Source organism: Bacillus mesophilus (assembly GCF_011008845.1).
Taxonomy (GTDB): Bacteria; Bacillota; Bacilli; order Bacillales; family SA4; genus Bacillus_BS; species Bacillus_BS mesophilus.
Genome location: NZ_JAAIWM010000006.1, coordinates 15,171 through 34,533 on the forward strand (window position 1 = coordinate 15,171; position 19,363 = coordinate 34,533).

Consider the following 19,363-nt stretch of genomic DNA (forward strand, 5'->3'; position numbering starts at 1 on the left):
AAGATGAATGTACTAGTAGTAGGTCGTGGTGGAAGAGAGCATGCAATTGCTTGGAAGGCTGCGAGTAGCCCTCTTGTTAAAAATGTATATGTAGCACCGGGTAATCCAGGAATGGCGGATGTAGCCACATTAGTTCCTATTGATGAACTAAATCATGAAGAACTAATCTCTTTTGCAAAAGAAAATTCGATTGCTTTAACCATTATTGGACCAGAGGGACCATTGGTAAACGGTATTGTTGATCGTTTTGAAAAAGAACAGTTGCCAGTCTTTGGCCCCCGTCAAAATGCTGCTGCGATTGAAGGCAGTAAGGGTTTTGCAAAGGATTTAATGAAGAAATACAGCATTCCTACTGCTGAGTACGAAGTATTTACTCATTATGAAGAAGCTAAAGCATATATAGAGAAAAAGGGTGCTCCCATTGTCATTAAGGCTGATGGCCTTGCAGCAGGTAAAGGTGTAGTTGTTGCAATGACAAATGAAGAAGCATTGTTAAGTATTAAGGAAATGATGCTTAACGAACGGTTTGGAAGTGCTAGTCGTCAGGTAGTTATTGAAGAATACCTAGAAGGAGAAGAGTTTTCTTTAATGGCTTTTGTCAAAGAAGACAGGGTTTATCCTTTAGTAATCGCACAAGATCATAAGCGGGTATTCGATGGTGACTTAGGGCCGAATACTGGGGGAATGGGTGCTTATTCTCCTGTTCCACAAATAAGTGATGAAATTATCAAACAATCTGTGGAAGTGGTTTTAAAGCCTACAGCAAATGGGATGATTCAAGAGGGAACTCCTTTTACAGGAATACTTTATGCTGGATTAATGTTAACAGCTGAAGGACCAAAGGTTATTGAGTTTAATGCGAGATTTGGTGATCCTGAGACACAAGTGGTGTTATCGAGATTAGAAAGTGACCTTGTTGAAAATCTATTAGACATATTAGCTGGAAAAGAACCGGTAATGAAGTGGTCTGAAGAGGCTGTAGTTGGTGTAGTTGTTGCTGCAAAGGGTTATCCTGAACAGTATGAAAAAGGAAACCCAATTATTGGGCTTGAAGAAGTAACAACCGCCAACGTTTTTCATGCAGGAACTGCCCTTTCAGGAAATCAGCTCGTTACTGACGGAGGTCGAGTATTACTGCTCGCCTCATCTGGTAAAACAATTAAAGAAGCACAACAGCTAGTGTATAGTCAGCTTCAACATGTAAACACAGACCATTTGTTTTATCGAAAGGATATTGGTGAAAAGGCTAACGCACACGTTTCCGTTTAAGATACACATAGCTAATAGCTATTATTCCGCCAATAACAGAAATAAGTACAAAGGACATATCAATCACATATTCCCAAAACATATAATCACTCCTTTGATAAGCCCCTTGCCATGGCAAGGGGATATTTTTTTCTCATTAAGTAGATGTTGTGCCGATTATGTTGGATTACCAGTGAATTCTTCTTCTTGGTTTTGACTGTTATTTTGTTGCTGTTTTTCTTGATATTCATTAAATAAATTCGTGAATGGGCAGTAACGGACAATTCCCGTTCCAATCTTCAAGGCAGCAAGCATGGCAACGAGGAAATATCTTTCACGATAAGGGCGTTTAGCTAGTCTTGCTGTTGACCATGCAAGCATAGTAAAACCACAGGTAAGTCTCAATAAAGCGTTAACCAATCCGATATTAGGTTTCATGTTTTCACCTCAAATTATTTATGATTCATTCTACCTTTTCTTTAATGCTTTACTCTGTGAAATATGGTAGGATGATAAGAAAGAACTAGAAAGGAGGAAAGTGGATGAACGATCACCGATATCGCTGGAGAAATCTTCAATTACGCAGACATCTTGATGTCCTAGATGGTAAGTATCCACCGACAATGGTATTAAAAGATGCCACCTTTCTTCACTCAGGTCTAAAGCAATGGTTAAAGGCCAATATTTGGATCTATGAGGACCGTATTGTGTATATTGGCGACTTAATGCCTAAAATAGAACTTAAAACCGAGATTGTAGATTGCCAAGAGCTATATCTTGTGCCGGGATATATTGAACCACATTCGCATCCATTTCAAGTTTATAATCCCCACTCCATCGCTCAATATTCATCACAATTTGGTACAACCACACTTATTAATGATAATCTTATACTTTTTTCTGAATTACAAAAAAAGAAAGCGTTTACTATAATGGATAATTTTCAAAAGTTGCCCCAAACAATATTTTGGTGGTGCCGTTTTGATTCCCAATCAGAGCTTGCAAATGAGGAGGAACTGTTCTCCTCCGTTAATATAAAAGCTTGGTTAGAACGAGATGATGTTTTACAAGGGGGAGAGCTGACAGGCTGGCCGAGACTGTTAGATGGTGATGACATGATGCTTCACTGGATCCAAGAGGCCAAGTATCATAATAAATTAATTGAAGGCCACTTTCCTGGTGCCTCTGAACGAACACTAATGAAGCTTAAGCTACTAGGTGCTGATGCTGATCATGAATCAATTTCGGGGAAGGATATTTATAATCGACTTATGCATGGTTATTCGGTAGCACTTCGCTATTCTTCCATTCGTCCTGATTTACCATACTTATTAGAAGAAATGAAAGCATTGCAATTACAAAGTTTTGACTCACTTATGTTTACAACCGATGGTTCTACACCATCTTTTTATGAACAAGGCTTTATCGATCTTATGATTAAAATGGCAATAGATAGCGGTATTCCTTTAATAGATGCTTATCATATGGGTTCCTATAATGTGGCGAAATATTATAGCTTAGATCACTATATGGGACATATTGCTACAGGCAAAGTTGCTAACATTAACTTTCTTTCAAGCAAGGATCAGCCAAAGCCTGTTCATGTAATGGCAAAAGGTCAGTGGTTACGTCGTGATGAGCAACCAATCTATAATAACTCGCCATACTCTTGGGAGGGTAGCGGGTTTAGCAAATTGAAGATTGACTGGGAGCTAACAAATGATGATCTTCAGTTTTCTATGGCACTTGGAATGAAAATGGAAAATGCAGTTATTATGAAGCCGTATTCAATGCAATTAGATACTTCGGTAGAAGAGCTTTCTGAAGAACATGACGAAAGCTTCCTGTTACTAGTCGATCAAAAAGGAAAATGGAGAATAAATACGGTTATAAAAGGGTTTGCGAATAAAATACATGGACTAGCAAGTTCTTATTCTAGCACTGGTGATTTTATTTTAATCGGAAAGAAAAAGGACGATATGCTACTCGCCTTTAAGAGAATGAAAGAGTTAGGAGGAGGCATTGTACTCGTTGAAAATGGAAAGGTCATTTTTGAGCTTGCGTTACCACTAGCAGGTCGAATGTCCAATCTTCCTTTAGAAGAGTTAATTCCTTTAGAAAAAGAGTTCAAAGCCTTAATGAAGGAGAGAGGCTATTTATACCTTGACCCAGTTTACAGCCTATTATTTTTATCATCCACTCACCTTCCATATATAAGAGTGACTCCAATGGGCATCTATGATGTGATGAAGAAAATGGTACTCTTTCCTACGATAATGCGTTAAAATAAAAAAGTATATTCTTCATCTAAAATAGGGAATCTAGAATAAAATGGGAAAAAGGTTGTGTCTTTTATGAATCGAATCATTTTTAGTATCTCACTAATTCTATTATTTATTATAGGGTCAGGCTGCTCAAAGGAAGAAGCAAAGCCGGTTAGTGTTGAACCAGAAGAGGAAGAGACAGTAGAGACTGATATAAAAGACGAGATAGAAGAGGCTGTACCAGATTACGTATATCCTTTAACAGGGATTGGTACAGACAATTTAGTTGATCAGCGAACGGTTGCTGTCATGATTAACAATGATCCAAAAGCAAGACCACAATCAGGACTTCATAAAGCAGATATTGTCTATGAAGTTTTAGCTGAAGGAAGCATTACAAGACTTCTGGCTATTTTCCAAAGTGAACTACCGGAAAAAGTAGGTCCTGTCAGAAGTGCCAGAGATTATTATATTGAGCTTAGTAAGGGATATGATACCTTTTATGTAGCTCATGGCTTTAGCCCTGATGCAAAGGAAATGCTGCAGGCTGGGGAAATTGATAATATAAATGGCATGGAATACGACGGTATACTATTCAAAAGAGCGAGTTTTAGAAAAGCTCCTCACAACTCCTACATTACTTTTGAAAATATCATGAAAGGTGCAGTTGAAAATAATTATGCTACTACTCATGATCAAAAGCCATTACCATTTTTAAAGGCTGATCAGCTAGAATCGATAGTAGGTGAAGCTGCTGTAAAAGCAAAGATTGCCTACTCAAAGGCAGAATCTACTATTGTTGATTATCAATATGATAATGAGTTGCAAAAATATTACCGCTATGCAGGAAATGAATCAACAACAGATTTAGATTCTGAAGAGCCGGTTTTACTTGATAATGTCTTTATTTTAGAAACATCACATAAAGTTCTTGATAATGCAGGACGTCGTGATATAGACCTAGTGTCTGGTGGTAACGCATATCTCCTTCAAAAAGGGAAAAAGCAAGAGGTACAATGGAAGAATGTAGATGGAAGAATCCTGCCGTACGTGAATGATCAGCCGGTTGGACTTGTACCAGGTAAAACATGGATTAACATCGTTCCTAGTCTCGAAGCTGTCACGTTCACGGAAACCGCTAATTAATTATTCGGTATGATAAAGGGGTAAGGAAAATGCAAATAGAAAAACTGCGTGGGAAAGAATTGGACCAATTATTCCATTCTGTTCTCTCTCTACAAAATCTTGAAGAGTGCTACCGCTTTTTTGACGATCTATGCACAGTTAATGAAATCCAATCTTTAGCGCAACGTTTAGAAGTGGCAAGAATGTTAAGAGAAGGATTTACTTATCACAAGATTGAAACAGAAACAGGGGCAAGTACTGCAACGATTTCCCGAGTGAAGCGTTGTTTAAACTATGGAAATGATGCCTATCAAATGGCATTAGATCGTGTATATGAGAAGGAAGAGAAATAACAACGAGAGCTAGTTCTCGTTGTTTTTTTATTTTAGCTTTGTTTGGGAATGGTGATTGTAGTGGGAGGCTCACCAACCGCCCGCGGAAAGCGAGTTTTTTGGAACGAAGATTCCCTTATTCTTATCGTATATGTTATTTTACAAAATCCCTAATAAATGGAAAAACGCGAAATTTGTTAGTATTTGTTTAGATTAAACTTTAAAAAATCGATTCATACTGTATATATTAGTCAATTATAGACAGGGGAACTCAAATGGATAAACGGTATGTAAAAGTAAACAAAGTCATTGAATTTGATGCTGAGGGTGGCATGTTTATTTCTGATAGTGTTAACCACAATCAAGAAATCTATTTTACGTTTAACGAGCATGGACACCTAGGTGAAATTTCAATCTTTCTTACCAACAGAGTTTTTAATCTATTAATAAATCACGAAGAGAAAAAGCATATAGAAGAACAAATTAAGGTTAAAAAGTGGGAAGCCATGCCTTTTACCTTTAAACAGGTAGAGAACATCATATGGGACAACTATCCAATCATAAAACGAGTACATTTCTCAATCTGTGAAAATAGTTTACTCTTAACCGCTCACTATAGAGACTGGAAGCTACACACAATTACAGCCCCATATATGAACACATTTACAAACCAACAAGAACACACAGTGTTAGCCTTAAGTGAAATAACCTTCCTAAAGGTAGACGAAAAAATAAAATCAGAAATAGTGAACTCCCAACCGAAGATTATTTGATTAAGGTCAAAGCAAATAAGCTAAGGAAGGGGAAATCCAAAAAAATAGTCCCTCAGGGGACTATTTTTTTGGATTTGTATTCTTTAATACTTTAATGTGAAGGGGGCCTGGCCCCCAATGCGTTAATGTGTTAAAGGCCTGAAAGAAATAACCCGGTCATTTACAAGCTACACTTACTTCCTTTCTGCCTAATTATTCCGTATAAGCCTCATATGAGTAAAGTTATTTTATTATCTATCCGGGACTTTAAGTCATATCTAAAATATTTCCAATAGAAACCCACTGATAGAAAAGGTGTTTTGTTGTTTATTTTGATATAATGTTACTGGAAATGAAATTTGGAGGATCACTTATGTACGATATAAAGGAATGGAAGCATATATTCAAGCTTGACCCTAATAAAGAGATTAGTGATGCTGACTTGGAGAGAGTGTGCGAGTCAGGAACGGATGCAGTGATGATTGGTGGTAGTGATGGGATCACAGAGGATAATGTTCTTAACATGCTTGTTCGTGTGAGACGATATTCTGTGCCTTGTGTGCTTGAGGTATCGACGGTAGATTCTATTACACCTGGCTATGACTTTTACTTTGTCCCAACGGTACTTAATAGTAGCGATCGAAAATGGATTTTAGACCTTCATCATCAGGCTCTATTAGAGTTTGGGGACATTATGAACTGGGATGAAATATTTGCAGAAGGATATTGTGTATTAAATGCAGACTCAAAGGTTGCTGACCTTACTCATGCTAAAACAGACTTAAGTGATGAAGAAGTCATTGCCTATGCGAGGATGGCAGATAAACTATTACATTTACCTATTTTCTATTTGGAATATAGCGGCGTTTATGGTGATCCAAACTTAGTTCAAAAAGTGAGTGACGTATTAGAAACTAGCAGACTTTTCTATGGTGGAGGCATTGAAACCATTGAGCAAGCAAAAGAAATGGGTGCCGCAGCAGATACCGTTATTGTTGGAAACCTACTATATAGTGATATTGGACAGGCCCTCAAAACAGTCGCAGCTGTAAAAGAAAATTCATAGATTTACGATACGGATTATAGTAAAATGATATCGGAACATTTGTTCGTTTAAATAGAAGTGGGCGGTGATAATGATGCAATTTATATCAAATAAGCTTTTAGCGGGTTTGAATCCAGCTCAACAAGAAGCAGTAAAGCAAACAGATGGTCCTTTACTGATTATGGCAGGTGCTGGGAGTGGAAAGACAAGAGTCTTAACACATCGTATTGCCTATTTAATGGCGGAAAAGGAAATCGCGCCATGGAATATACTAGCAATCACATTTACAAATAAAGCAGCTCGTGAAATGAAGGACCGTGTGGCGAAGATTGTTGGCGGAGCAGCTGATAATATTTGGATTTCAACCTTCCACTCCATGTGCGTACGTATTCTTCGTCGTGATATTGACCGCTTAGGGATTAGTCGTAATTTTACCATTCTTGATACAACTGATCAGTTATCAGTCATCAAAAATGTCCTTAAGGACCAAAATGTAGATCCAAAGAAATTTGAGCCAAGAAGTATGTTAGGTTCAATAAGCGGTGCGAAAAATGAACTAGTTACTCCTGAGGAATACTCAAAATCAGCGGCTGGCCCTTACGAGAGTGTGGTAGCTAAGGTTTATGAGGAGTATCAAAAACGTCTTCGAAAAAACTCAGCATTAGATTTTGATGATTTAATTATGACGACGATTCAACTATTCTTGAGGGTTCCGGAGGTTTTAGAGTATTACCAAAGGAAATTTCAATATATTCATGTTGATGAGTATCAGGATACAAATAGGGCGCAGTATATGCTAGTTAAGCAAATGGCAAGCCGTTTTCAGAACCTATGTGTGGTAGGGGACTCTGATCAATCTATTTATCGCTGGCGTGGTGCGGATATAAGTAATATTCTTTCTTTTGAGAAAGACTACCCAAGAGCGAAGGTTGTGTTTCTAGAACAAAACTATCGATCTTCTAAGCACATTCTTCAAGCAGCTAACCAAGTCATTGAAAATAATAAAAACCGTAAACCGAAAAAACTTTGGACTGAAAATCCTGAAGGTAATAAGATCGTGTATTATCGAGGGTCCACAGAACAGGACGAATGTTATTATGTAGCGGGTATGATCAAGCAGCTATTAGGAAATGGACAGAAGAAAAGTTCCGACTTCGCAATTTTATACCGTACGAATGCACAGTCCCGTGTTATGGAGGAAGTATTATTAAAATCAAATATTTCTTACAGCATTGTGGGCGGAACCAAGTTCTACGATCGTAAAGAAATAAAGGATATCCTAGCTTATTTACGATTGATTTCTAACCCTGATGACGACATTAGTTTAGCTCGTATTATTAATGTGCCAAAGCGAGGAATTGGGGCAACTACATTAGATAAAATTGCTAACTATGCTGCTTTACATGAAACGTCTATATTTGAAGCTCTACAGATGGTTGAACTTATTGGACTTAGTGGAAAAGCAACGAATGCTCTTATTGAGTTTAGAGATCAATTAAGAAACTGGGTTCAAATGCAGGAGTTCTTATCGGTAACTGAGCTTGTAGAAGAGGTTCTAGATAAGACAGGTTATCGTGATATGTTAAAAAATGAGAAAACCATAGAAGCACAGAGTCGTCTAGAGAATATCGATGAATTTTTATCTGTTACAAAAAACTTTGAAGAAAAGAACGAAGACAAAAGCTTAATTGCTTTCCTAACAGATTTAGCTTTAGTTGCAGATATAGATACTCTTGATGACGAAGAACAAAAAGAGCAGGGCACTGTTGTCCTGATGACATTGCATGCAGCAAAAGGTCTCGAATTCCCAGTTGTATTTTTAATGGGAATGGAAGAAGGAGTATTCCCTCATAGTCGCTCTTTGTTTGAAGAAGAGGAAATGGAAGAAGAACGCCGTTTGGCTTATGTAGGAATAACTCGTGCTGAAGAAAGTTTATTTATTACAAATGCTGAAATGAGAACACTCTTTGGACGTACTGCAATGAATCCAGTTTCAAGATTTATAGCAGAAATTCCAGACGATATTCTTGAAAAAGCAAATGAGGAAAAAGAAAAACTATCTCCGTTTTCATCATCATCTTTTAAAACGGAGCGTCGTGCACCTGTGATGCGTCCAGTTGCTAGCACTACAGGTGGAGAGTCCATTGGTTGGCAGGTTGGAGATAAAGCGCAGCATAAAAAATGGGGAACTGGTACAGTTGTCAGTGTAAAAGGTGAAGGCGAATCAAAAGAATTAGATATTGCGTTCCCAAGTCCTACAGGAATCAAACGACTATTAGCCAAGTTTGCTCCGATTGAAAAGGTGTAAAGGATCAATACATTCATACGTCTACTCAACCTAAAATAGTGTAAAGATATTATGACAGACGCCTCGTCTTATAGACGTGGCGCTGTCATTAGTTTTAGACAACAAAAGGAGATGAAAGAATGCCTGAAGAACTTCTAGCTAGGGTGAAAGAACTCCGTCATTTATTACATAAATGGAACCATGAATATCATGTGCTAGATCAACCCTCTGTATCAGATGCTGAATATGATAAAGCTCTAAATGAATTGGTACGTCTCGAAGAGGAAAATCCGAGCCTGCAATCAGAGGATTCACCTTCACAGCGGGTGGGTGGTGCACCACTATCTGTATTCGAAAAAGTTGAACATACCACTCCAATGTTAAGTCTCGGTAATGCTTTTAATGAAGAAGATTTACGTGATTTTGATAGACGAGTAAGACAGGGTGTCGGCAATGAAGTATCTTATGTTGCTGAACTAAAGATAGATGGATTAGCTGTTTCTTTACGTTATGAAGATGGTCTTTTTATACAGGGTGCAACTCGTGGTGATGGTTCTGTTGGTGAGGATATTACACAGAACTTAAAAACGATTCGATCTATTCCGCTACGTCTCTCAAAGCCAGTATCAATTGAGGTTCGTGGAGAGGCCTTTATGCCGAAGAAGTCGTTTATAAGTTTGAATGAACAAAAGGAAGAGCTAGGTGAAGAGCCATTTGCAAATCCAAGGAATGCTGCAGCAGGATCATTACGACAATTGGATCCGAAGCTTGCTGCAAAACGTAATCTAGATATTTATGTTTACGGTATTGGAAATCCTGCAACTACAGGTGTTAATAGCCATAGTGGAGGATTAGATCTATTAGATGAGCTAGGCTTTAAGACTAATAATGAGCGGAAAAAGTGTTCAAATATCGACGAAGTGATTGAATTTACTTCTAGTTGGGTTGAAAAAAGACCAGCCTTGCCTTATGAGATTGACGGGATTGTTATAAAGGTTGATTCGTTTGAACAGCAGGATGAGTTAGGTTTTACTGCTAAAAGTCCACGATGGGCAATTGCCTATAAGTTTCCGGCTGAGGAAGTTGTTACAAGACTAGTAGACATTGAACTAAATGTAGGACGAACAGGTGTTATTACTCCAACGGCTATATTAGAGCCAGTTCGAGTAGCAGGAACAGTAGTCAAAAGAGCATCTTTACATAATGAGGATTTAATTCGTGAAAAGGATATAAAATTAGGCGACTATGTTATTGTTAAAAAAGCAGGAGACATTATCCCTGAGGTCGTTCATGTTCTTTTAGAAAAGAGAACGGGTGAAGAGAAGGATTTTCTTATGCCAACCCATTGTCCAGAATGTAATAGTGAGTTAGTAAGGTTGGATGAGGAAGTGGCTCTTCGTTGTATTAATCCAGAATGTCCAGCTCAAATTCGTGAAGGACTCATCCATTTTGTATCAAGAAATGCGATGAATATTGACGGACTTGGTGAACGGGTAATTGCCCAGCTTTTCCAAGAAAAACTGATCAGCAATGTGGCCGATTTATATCGTCTTCAAAAGGACCAACTAGTTGCAATGGAGCGGATGGGAGAAAAGTCTGCTACTAATTTAATAGAAGCCATTACGACATCTAAGAAAAATTCATTGGAAAAGCTTTTGTTTGGTTTAGGCATTCGCCATGTGGGAGCGAAGGCGGCTAAAACGCTAGCACAGCATTTTGAAACAATGGAGAAGTTACAATCCGCAACAATAGATGATTTAGTAGCGATCAATGAAATTGGTGAGAAAATGGCTGAAGCAGTTGTTACTTATTTTCATAAACCAGAGGTTGTTCACCTAATAGATGAATTGAAAGCGTTAGGAGTGAATACAGACTACACCGGACCTAAGCTAGTTAATGTAGAGGATATTGACTCATTTTTTGCGGGGAAAACAATTGTTTTAACAGGAAAGCTTGAGATCTTAACTCGAAATGAAGCAAAGGAAAAAATTGAATTGCTTGGTGGTAAAGTTGCTGGTAGTGTAAGTAAAAACACAGACCTCTTAATTGCAGGTGAAGCAGCAGGTTCTAAGCTTGATCAGGCTAAAAAGCATGGTGTCGAGGTTTGGAATGAGGAGAGATTAGTTCTAGAGCTTAACAAATAAAGGGGTGAGAAGGATGAGGAGAAGTTGGGCATTCTTTATAATAAGCATCCTTTTTATAAGTGGATGTGTACCAAACTTTGAGCAGGATGAGGAAATTGTACAAGAAAATGAAGAGACACAAGAGACAGCCATTGTACCAAACTTCCAAATTTCTGAGCAATATTACCGAACGGTTTTGCCGTTTAAAGCAAGTGAATCTAGAGGGTTAGTCGTCAATAGAATTAGTAATCGATTAGATATTGATGAATTTGAAACAGGATTAATGAGACTATCCCAAAATACATTCTCTTCTGAAGACTATTTGTATCAGGACGGACAGTATTTGGATCGTGATACGATTACAAGTTGGTTACAAAGAAAGCTTACTGATGAGGAGTTAGCTAAAGTAAAAGAAGAGGACCGAGCAGAGGAAAATCGTGGCCTAAATCCAGCCCCTGTAACTGTAGGTTCATTAAAGGAGCAAAATGAAGCCAGTCCCATCTACTTATCACATCTACTAGAGCAAAATTATTTAAAGAAAGATAATGAAGGAAAAGCAGAACTAGGTGGGATTTCAATTGGACTAGCTCTAAATTCCGTTCATTATTACAATCAGGAGGATGGTTATCCTCGTGAGTACGTCATTCCAGATGCTGAGATTGAGCAGCAGGGAAAGAAAATGGCTGATGAAATCATTAAGAGAATACGCTCTATTGAAGGGTTAGAAAATATCCCTGTGGTTGTTAGTCTATTTAAGCAGGAAGCCAGATCGTCTGTTGTACCCGGAAGCTTTTTCGCAGTAGCAGAAGTAAAGGGTAATTCAAATAGTATTGATAAGTGGTCTGTCGTTAGAGAGGATCATTATCTTCTTCCATCAACAGCCGCTCAAAGAGATTACCGAGATGATCATACAAGAATGCTTAATTTTAAAGCAGATATTGATGAGTACTTTCCAAATTATACAGGCGTTATTGGTAGAGCTTTTTATCGGGATGAACAGCTAACTGAATTATCCATTGATATCCCGATGCAATTTTACGGTAAGGCCGAAGTGGTTGGATTCACTCAATATTTAACTGGATTGATTATGGAGCACTTTCCAAACTATTTTTCGGTAAAATGCTATATTTCTTCAATTGATGGTCCAGAGGCTGTCATTATAAGAGGCGTTAATGAGGAAGAGCCATTTGTTCATATCTATCAATAAGTTTTTTTGTGAAAGGTTTGAAATCATAGAACATCTTCGTTAGAATAGGGGATGAAGTAGGAAGCTTGATGTCAAGATGAGATATAATATCTGATCTTGATTTTTGCTGTTTTTACTTGATTATAGGGAGGCAGAAATCGATGGTAGTACCTTACAAACACGAACCATTTACAGATTTTTCAGTGGAAGAAAACAAGAAAGCGTTGCAAGCAGGTCTTGCTACTGTAGAATCTTATTTAGGGAAAGATTATGATCTTGTGATCGGTGGAGAACGCATCTCAACTGAACAAAAGATTGTATCTGTCAATCCAGCAAACAGATCAGAAGTAGTAGGGACAGTCTCAAAGGCAGATCAAGAACTAGCTGAAAAGGCTATGCAGGTCGCTGATGAAACATTCAAAACATGGCGTAAGGTGAAACCGGAAGTACGCGCGGATATTTTATTCCGTTCAGCTGCTATTATCCGTCGCCGTAAGCATGAATTCTCTGCAATTTTAGTTAAAGAAGCTGGTAAGCCTTGGAACGAAGCAGACGTAGAAACAGCAGAAGCAATCGATTTCTTGGAATACTATGGCCGTCAAATGCTTAAGTTAAAAGACGGTGTTCCAGTAGAAAGCCGTCCAATTGAATATAATCGTTTTAATTATATTCCGCTTGGAGTTGGAGTTATTATTTCTCCATGGAATTTCCCATTCGCAATTATGGCTGGAATGACAACAGCTGCTCTAGTAGCTGGTAACACAGTACTACTAAAGCCTGCTAGTACAACACCAGTTGTAGCAGCGAAATTTATCGAAGTATTAGAAGAAGCAGGATTACCTGCAGGAGTTGTAAACTTTATCCCTGGAAGTGGAGCAGAGGTTGGGGACTACTTAGTAGATCACCCACGTACTCGTTTTATCAGTTTTACTGGTTCTCGTGATGTGGGACTTCGTATTTATGAGCGTTCATCTAAACTAAGTGAAGGCCAAATCTGGTTAAAGCGTGTTATTGCCGAAATGGGTGGTAAGGATACAATTGTTGTTGATAAAGAAGCTGATTTAGAATTAGCTGCAAAAGCAATCGTTGCATCATCTTTTGGCTTCTCTGGTCAAAAGTGTTCAGCATGTTCACGTGCTGTCATTTTAGAGGATGTGTATGATCAAGTATTGAACCGTGCAATTGAACTAACAAAAGAACTAACTGTTTCTGAAGCGACTTCTCCAACTGTAAGTATGGGCCCAGTTATCGACCAAGGTGCTTATGATAAAATTATGAGCTACGTTGAAATTGGTAAGCAAGAGGGTAGACTTGTTCATGGTGGTGAAGGAGACGATTCTAAAGGATGGTTCATCCAACCAACAATCTTCGCTGACGTCCCTGAAGATGCTCGCCTTATGAAGGAAGAAATCTTTGGACCAGTTGTTGCGTTCTCAAAAGCTCGTGACTTTGATCATGCGATTGAAATTGCTAACAATACAGAATACGGCTTAACAGGTGCTGTTATTTCAAATAACCGTGCAAACATTGAAAAAGCACGTGAAGATTTCCACGTGGGTAACCTTTACTTCAACCGTGGATGTACAGGTGCCATTGTTGGATACCAACCATTTGGTGGATTCAACATGTCAGGAACTGACTCAAAAGCAGGAGGACCTGATTACCTAGTTCTACACATGCAAGCAAAAACAACATCAGAAATGTTGTAATCGTAGTTCCTTACGATCACTAGCATTTAATATAGAAATAACTAAACCCCACTTATGCTAAGTGGGGTTTTTAACGCGTTAAAGGAGTGGGGGCCAGGCCCCCATTCCTTTAACGTAGAAAAGGATGTTTTTTTAGGGTAGTTTGTTTTATGATGGATAGAGAAGATTTGATAGTAGGTTCGGAGATGAGTGAGATGGAAGTATTTTTATTATTAATGGCTTTGGGGATGGTTTCTTCATTTATTGGAACGCTTGCAGGTGGCGGAGGAATTATTACGTTACCAGCAATGATGTTGATTGGGATCCCTATTCAGTATGGTATTGCTACAAATAAATTCTCCTCGGGAATTGCTTCTTTTACAAGTATTATCTATATACTAAAAAATAAGATTTTCACGGTAAAAGCACTCTTGCCAGTAGTAATTATTTCAGTTTTAGGAGGAATCGTAGGAGCAATTGCAACGACGAGTGTATCAGAGCAGACGATGAATGTTACAGCTTTAGTTCTTCTTGCTTTTGCCTTATTCGTTACGATCCGTAATAAGAAGTGGGTAGCTGAGGTAAAAGAGAAATCGTTCAATCAAAAACCAGGCTTTTTCTCTAAGTTAATTCCCTTTTTTATCGGGATCTATGACGGTGGATTTGGGCCAGGCTCTGCCACATTTAGTATCATCCACTACATGCGTGAACAATTCTCATATGTACAGTCAGCACAGCTATCTAGAGTACTCAACTTCGGTAGCTGTGTAGGGGCATTTGTAATCTTTTATCAGACAGGCTATATAAATTGGCATTACGCGATTGCCCTAGCAATTGGATCAGCTCTTGGTACTCAAATTGGTTTACTAGCATTACCTAAAATTCCACTTAAAGTTGCAAGAACTCTATTAATTTCAATCATCTGTATGTTAATTGGACAAGTAGTTGTAAAAACTTTTTAAATCAATCTACTAAAAAATGAGAAGCTTGTAATGAGCTTTTTTTTTGTTTTAGAGTAAATTTTTAAAAGTAAAGAGAAGGTGAAAACTCCTGCTTGAAGAAAAAGTGTCTAAAGTATGGAAAAATATTAGGGTTAGGTGTAAAAAAAATAAAAAAATAATTCCTAAAAAACAAGAAAAATCAACTAGTAAATTTAAAAAAATGTGTCTAATTTGAGAAAAAGTAAAAATTAATTTTATAAATTTCCATGAATAGATATCGCTAATAATGGAAACGAAGCCTATTAGTCCGTTGGTAAAAATGAATAATTATACATCGTGACCCTATAATAATAACTGTGAAAATGTTCAATTTTTATTTATGTGTTATATTAGACAATGTAACTTTTCTGATTTGGCGCCTTTTTTTAAAAAAGAGGTTTCGAATTGGAATTAACAGGGTAATGAATACAGGTGCATATGGTTGCATACGAATGTTAATGGGGGTGATATGCTTGTCAATAACAGGTGCAACATTGTTTTGGTTATTTGTACCTATGTTAGCCACGGTTGTTTTAACAATAGGATCTTATTTTAAAGAGGGGAGAGAGTAGATGGAAGCAGCAACGTTAGTTACGTTTATTGTCTATCTAGTGGGTATGCTTGCGATCGGTATTATAGCATACAAGTTAACTAGTAATCTGTCAGACTATGTTTTAGGTGGAAGAAGATTAGGCCCAGGAGTAGCAGCATTGAGTGCAGGTGCTTCTGATATGAGTAGTTGGTTATTACTTGGTTTACCGGGTGCGGTATATGCATCAGGAGGAATGAACCAGATTTGGATTGCAGTAGGATTAACAATCGGTGCGTATTTAAACTGGCAGTTTGTTGCTGGGAGATTACGTAGCTACACCGAAAAAGCTAATGATTCAATCACAATCCCAGATTTTCTAGAAAATCGTTTCCGTGATAAATCTAAGATGTTGCGTATTATTTCAGCACTAGTAATCTTATTATTCTTTACGTTCTATACAGCCTCTGGAATGGTTGGTGGAGCAAAGTTATTTGAAGCATCATTTGGATTGTCTTATACTTCAGCACTTTGGATTGGTGCAATCGTAATTATTTCTTACACGTTCCTAGGTGGTTTCCTAGCGGTAAGTTGGACAGATTTTATTCAAGGTATTTTGATGTTCTTAGCCCTTATTATTGTCCCAATAGTCGCATTTAACCAACTTGGTGGTTGGGGAGAGACAGTAGAGAAGGTTGGAAGCATTGATCCAACATACCTAGATGCATTCTCAGGAATGACAGCTCTAGGAATCATCTCTTTATTAGCATGGGGATTAGGTTACTTCGGTCAACCACACATAATTACACGTTTTATGGCAATTAAATCAGTGAAGGATGTTCCAAAAGCTCGTTTAATCGGTATGGTTTGGATGGTGTTTGCACTATTTGGAGCGATCTTCACAGGTTTTGCCGGAATTGCTTATTTTGCAGATGGTGGCATACCGGATGGAGAGCAAGTATTTATCCAGTTTACACAGGTTCTTTTTAACCCATGGGTATCAGGAGTTCTACTTGCTGCAATTCTAGCAGCGATTATGAGTACAATTGATTCACAGTTACTTGTATCATCAAGTGCTGTAGCAGAGGATATTTATCGTTCAGTATTCAAAAAGGATGCTGGAGATAAGGAACTTGTATGGATCAGTCGTGCAGCTGTAATTGTAATTGCGCTAATCGCGATTGGATTAGCTAGTAACCCAGATAGCTCTGTATTATCACTAGTAAGTTATGCTTGGGGTGGATTTGGTGCAGCATTTGGACCAGTAATCATCCTTTCATTATTCTGGAAGCGTATGACTGGTAGAGGAGCATTAGCAGGTATGATTGTTGGTGCATTAACAGTTGTCATCTGGAAACAATTATCTGGTGGATTATTCGATCTATATGAAATCGTGCCAGGATTCATCTTGGCTTGGATCGCAATCCTAGTCTTCAGTTCAATGGATAAAGAACCAGAGCAAGAAATTCTAGATGAATTTGAAGAAGCTAAAGCTTAATATTGTCCATATATTAAGTTAGAAAAAAGGCCGAATCGCTTAGCGATTTGGCTTTTTTTAGCTTAAAGGATGTATTTTCTAGGTTATGTAAGGTTACGGATACTTTTTATTGTTGTGTATTAGAAGAGGTTTATATAACATTTAATGCTGATTCGTCCAATGGAATAGATGGGGGATAGTAATGGTGTAAATAAAAAAACAGCCCCAAGGCTAGCTCGGGGCTGTTTGAATTATCTCTTCTTTTTCACTCGTTCGGGAATGGGAATGAAGTTTAAAATCTCTTTCGTTTCAAAGCTATCAACTAAAAGATTAAGCCACTCATAGTACTCTAAACTTTTATCAAGCTTTTCAATATCAAGTCGAGCAATCTCGCGAATTTCATCACTGAGTTCATGATTTGTAAGTAGTTTTTCGAGCTCTGAAATGGATTTTTCAATCGCTGTGATATTCATTGAAATACCAGTACGCCATTTTATCGTGAAAAAGTCAAAGAATGATTGATACCAGTCTTCTTCTACTGAATATAAATCCTTCCTAACTCCCTTTACCCAAACCTTCTCGACCATATTAATATCCAACAGACTTCGTACAGAAGTGCTCATGCTCGTCTTACTCATGCCAAGTTCTTCTTTCATTTCATCTAATGTAAGGGGTTTATCGGAAAAGAAAAGCAGGCCGTATAATCGACCGATGGATGGAGTTACACCATAGAGGTTCATGTTTTGGGCGATGGCATCAATAACCCTCGTCCGAGAGCGTTCTATAATTTCAATTTCATTCATCCTGATCACATCCTAATTAAGGTGTTGTCGTTTGTCGTAAATACTCGTTCAATATTCAACACACTTATAGACTACCATTAATGGGAAAAAAGTAAAGTTCCTAATCAATATGGAAAAAGGAGCATAAAAGAGGAATTTTAAGTATATCTATAATTTACCACGTACAGTTTATTCTGTACGTACTATATGGACGATAAGCACGGATTATACTGTTTGAACTAATATAGGCACCGATATATAATTAGAAAGTCTAACACGACAACCCAAATGAGGTGAAGAAAATGGAAGAAAATAAGATAAAAATAAAAGTCAATGATGTCACCAAGATTTTTGGAAAGTCATCTAAAAAGGCTCTGCAATTAATAAAAGAAGGTAAAACCAAGGATCAGATTTTAAAATCAACTGGGGCAACAGTTGGTGTTAATCGAGCTTCATTCGAAGTGAAATCTGGCGAGATTTTCGTGATCATGGGACTTTCTGGTAGTGGAAAATCAACCCTAGTTAGATTGCTAAATCGATTAATTGAACCTACATTAGGTCAAGTCCAAATTGATGGAAAAGATGTAGTGAAAATGAACAAGGAAGAACTGAGGGAAGTAAGAAGAAAGAAAATGAGTATGGTCTTTCAGAAGTTTGCCTTGTTTCCGCATAAAACAGTTCTTGAAAACACTGAGTATGGACTAGAAATTCAAGGGGTCGAAAAGCCTGAACGATCTAAGAAGGCACTTGAGTCTTTAGAATTGGTAGGGCTAAAAGGGTATGAAAATCAATACCCAAGTCAGTTGAGTGGTGGAATGCAGCAGCGTGTCGGATTAGCAAGAGCGCTAGCAAATGATCCTGATATTCTTTTAATGGATGAAGCTTTTAGTGCATTAGATCCGTTAATTCGAAAAGATATGCAGGATGAGTTGCTAGAATTACAGTCTACCATGGAAAAAACGATTGTTTTTATTACGCATGATTTAGATGAAGCTCTTCGTATTGGTGACCGTATTGCCCTTATGAAGGATGGAAATATCGTTCAGATAGGTACTCCTGAGGAAATTTTAATGAATCCTTCTAATGAATATGTTGAAAGATTCGTAGAGGATGTTGACCTTTCTAAAGTACTAACAGCTCATCATGTAATGAAGCGTGCTGAAACCGTACAGGTTGATAAAGGTCCTCGTGTAGCACTTAAATTAATGAAGGATCTGGGTATTTCATCAATATATGTTGTGGATAAACAACAAACACTACTTGGCGCCATTACTGCTAAGGATGCAGCAAGGGCAGCGGAAGGAAATCAAGCTATTGAAGCGTTTATCGAAAAAGATATAACGGCTGTTGGAACAGAAACGTTATTAATTGATCTATTTGATAAAGTGTCAGCTGCTTCCATTCCTGTTGCAGTAACAGATGAAAAGAACAGATTAAAAGGTATTTTGATAAGAGGAGCTGTAATTGGAGCTCTAACAGGTAATGAACAATACATTAACGGTGTTGTAGAAACCATCACTTCAGAAGCTAAGGAGGTGATGTAAA

16 protein-coding genes are annotated in these 19,363 nt (G+C 37.8%); 13 read left to right on the forward strand and 3 right to left on the reverse strand.

Features of this window, described 5'->3' with window-relative positions:
• Positions 1-3 precede the first annotated feature (3 nt).
• Positions 4-1,269: a phosphoribosylamine--glycine ligase gene (gene purD / locus G4D63_RS15795; RefSeq protein ID WP_163180654.1), complete on the forward strand. Its 1,266-nt coding sequence runs from the start codon at positions 4-6 to the stop codon at positions 1,267-1,269.
• Here the strand turns inward: purD and G4D63_RS22295 are convergent.
• The gene (locus tag G4D63_RS22295; protein ID WP_338083666.1) at positions 1,247-1,351 is read right to left on the reverse strand and encodes an EYxxD motif small membrane protein; all 105 of its coding nucleotides are present in this window, start codon (positions 1,349-1,351) and stop codon (positions 1,247-1,249) included. The genes purD and G4D63_RS22295 overlap by 23 nt on opposite strands.
• Before the next feature lie 74 nt (positions 1,352-1,425).
• Positions 1,426-1,686, reverse strand: a complete 261-nt coding sequence (locus G4D63_RS15800; protein ID WP_163180655.1) for a YgaP family membrane protein — start codon at positions 1,684-1,686, stop codon at positions 1,426-1,428.
• A 104-nt stretch (positions 1,687-1,790) separates the two neighbouring features.
• Between G4D63_RS15800 and G4D63_RS15805 the strand changes: the two genes are divergently transcribed.
• From G4D63_RS15805 to putP, 11 genes are all read left to right on the forward strand, one after another.
• Positions 1,791-3,533: an adenine deaminase C-terminal domain-containing protein gene (locus G4D63_RS15805; protein WP_163180656.1), complete on the forward strand. Its 1,743-nt coding sequence runs from the start codon at positions 1,791-1,793 to the stop codon at positions 3,531-3,533.
• 69 nt (positions 3,534-3,602) lie between these two features.
• Positions 3,603-4,658, forward strand: a complete 1,056-nt coding sequence (locus G4D63_RS15810; protein ID WP_163180657.1) for a DUF3048 domain-containing protein — start codon at positions 3,603-3,605, stop codon at positions 4,656-4,658.
• A 29-nt stretch (positions 4,659-4,687) separates the two neighbouring features.
• Positions 4,688-4,990, forward strand: coding sequence for a YerC/YecD family TrpR-related protein (locus G4D63_RS15815; protein WP_163180658.1), 303 nt, complete (start codon positions 4,688-4,690; stop codon positions 4,988-4,990).
• Positions 4,991-5,244: 254 nt separating this feature from the next.
• The gene (locus tag G4D63_RS15820; RefSeq protein ID WP_163180659.1) at positions 5,245-5,742 is read left to right on the forward strand and encodes a hypothetical protein; all 498 of its coding nucleotides are present in this window, start codon (positions 5,245-5,247) and stop codon (positions 5,740-5,742) included.
• Between the two features lie 352 nt (positions 5,743-6,094).
• Complete coding sequence (gene pcrB, locus G4D63_RS15825) at positions 6,095-6,787, forward strand: heptaprenylglyceryl phosphate synthase (protein ID WP_163180660.1); 693 nt, start codon at positions 6,095-6,097, stop codon at positions 6,785-6,787.
• A gap of 73 nt (positions 6,788-6,860) precedes the next feature.
• Entirely contained in the window at positions 6,861-9,074 is a 2,214-nt protein-coding gene (gene pcrA / locus G4D63_RS15830; protein ID WP_163180852.1) for a DNA helicase PcrA, read from the forward strand.
• A gap of 119 nt (positions 9,075-9,193) precedes the next feature.
• Positions 9,194-11,197, forward strand: a complete 2,004-nt coding sequence (gene ligA, locus G4D63_RS15835) for an NAD-dependent DNA ligase LigA (RefSeq protein WP_163180661.1) — start codon at positions 9,194-9,196, stop codon at positions 11,195-11,197.
• A gap of 13 nt (positions 11,198-11,210) precedes the next feature.
• The gene (locus G4D63_RS15840; RefSeq protein WP_163180662.1) at positions 11,211-12,383 is read left to right on the forward strand and encodes a CamS family sex pheromone protein; all 1,173 of its coding nucleotides are present in this window, start codon (positions 11,211-11,213) and stop codon (positions 12,381-12,383) included.
• Positions 12,384-12,523: 140 nt separating this feature from the next.
• A complete protein-coding gene (gene pruA / locus G4D63_RS15845; RefSeq protein ID WP_163180663.1) occupies positions 12,524-14,071 on the forward strand; it encodes an L-glutamate gamma-semialdehyde dehydrogenase in 1,548 nt (515 codons plus the stop codon).
• A 149-nt stretch (positions 14,072-14,220) separates the two neighbouring features.
• Positions 14,221-15,012 (forward strand): sulfite exporter TauE/SafE family protein, encoded by a 792-nt coding sequence (locus G4D63_RS15850; RefSeq protein WP_239586004.1) that lies wholly within the window; start codon positions 14,221-14,223, stop codon positions 15,010-15,012.
• 590 nt (positions 15,013-15,602) lie between these two features.
• Positions 15,603-17,057 (forward strand): sodium/proline symporter PutP, encoded by a 1,455-nt coding sequence (putP, locus tag G4D63_RS15855; protein ID WP_163180664.1) that lies wholly within the window; start codon positions 15,603-15,605, stop codon positions 17,055-17,057.
• Between the two features lie 230 nt (positions 17,058-17,287).
• Here the strand turns inward: putP and G4D63_RS15860 are convergent, their stop codons facing one another.
• A complete protein-coding gene (locus G4D63_RS15860) occupies positions 17,288-17,839 on the reverse strand; it encodes a GbsR/MarR family transcriptional regulator (protein WP_163180665.1) in 552 nt (183 codons plus the stop codon).
• 281 nt (positions 17,840-18,120) lie between these two features.
• Between G4D63_RS15860 and G4D63_RS15865 the strand changes: the two genes are divergently transcribed.
• Complete coding sequence (locus G4D63_RS15865) at positions 18,121-19,362, forward strand: quaternary amine ABC transporter ATP-binding protein (RefSeq protein ID WP_163180666.1); 1,242 nt, start codon at positions 18,121-18,123, stop codon at positions 19,360-19,362.
• The last annotated feature ends 1 nt before the right edge of the window (position 19,363 follow it).

Excerpts from the sequence above, each read along its gene's own strand:
- purD (WP_163180654.1), top strand. The coding sequence starts at position 4 with ATGAATGTACTAGTAGTAGGTCGTGGTGGAAGAGAGCATGCAATTGCT.
- G4D63_RS22295 (WP_338083666.1), bottom strand. The coding sequence starts at position 1,351 with ATGTTTTGGGAATATGTGATTGATATGTCCTTTGTACTTATTTCTGTT.
- G4D63_RS15800 (WP_163180655.1), bottom strand. The coding sequence starts at position 1,686 with ATGAAACCTAATATCGGATTGGTTAACGCTTTATTGAGACTTACCTGT.
- G4D63_RS15805 (WP_163180656.1), top strand. The coding sequence starts at position 1,791 with ATGAACGATCACCGATATCGCTGGAGAAATCTTCAATTACGCAGACAT.
- G4D63_RS15810 (WP_163180657.1), top strand. The coding sequence starts at position 3,603 with ATGAATCGAATCATTTTTAGTATCTCACTAATTCTATTATTTATTATA.
- G4D63_RS15815 (WP_163180658.1), top strand. The coding sequence starts at position 4,688 with ATGCAAATAGAAAAACTGCGTGGGAAAGAATTGGACCAATTATTCCAT.
- G4D63_RS15820 (WP_163180659.1), top strand. The coding sequence starts at position 5,245 with ATGGATAAACGGTATGTAAAAGTAAACAAAGTCATTGAATTTGATGCT.
- pcrB (WP_163180660.1), top strand. The coding sequence starts at position 6,095 with ATGTACGATATAAAGGAATGGAAGCATATATTCAAGCTTGACCCTAAT.
- pcrA (WP_163180852.1), top strand. The coding sequence starts at position 6,861 with ATGCAATTTATATCAAATAAGCTTTTAGCGGGTTTGAATCCAGCTCAA.
- ligA (WP_163180661.1), top strand. The coding sequence starts at position 9,194 with ATGCCTGAAGAACTTCTAGCTAGGGTGAAAGAACTCCGTCATTTATTA.
- G4D63_RS15840 (WP_163180662.1), top strand. The coding sequence starts at position 11,211 with ATGAGGAGAAGTTGGGCATTCTTTATAATAAGCATCCTTTTTATAAGT.
- pruA (WP_163180663.1), top strand. The coding sequence starts at position 12,524 with ATGGTAGTACCTTACAAACACGAACCATTTACAGATTTTTCAGTGGAA.
- G4D63_RS15850 (WP_239586004.1), top strand. The coding sequence starts at position 14,221 with ATGATGGATAGAGAAGATTTGATAGTAGGTTCGGAGATGAGTGAGATG.
- putP (WP_163180664.1), top strand. The coding sequence starts at position 15,603 with ATGGAAGCAGCAACGTTAGTTACGTTTATTGTCTATCTAGTGGGTATG.
- G4D63_RS15860 (WP_163180665.1), bottom strand. The coding sequence starts at position 17,839 with ATGAATGAAATTGAAATTATAGAACGCTCTCGGACGAGGGTTATTGAT.
- G4D63_RS15865 (WP_163180666.1), top strand. The coding sequence starts at position 18,121 with ATGGAAGAAAATAAGATAAAAATAAAAGTCAATGATGTCACCAAGATT.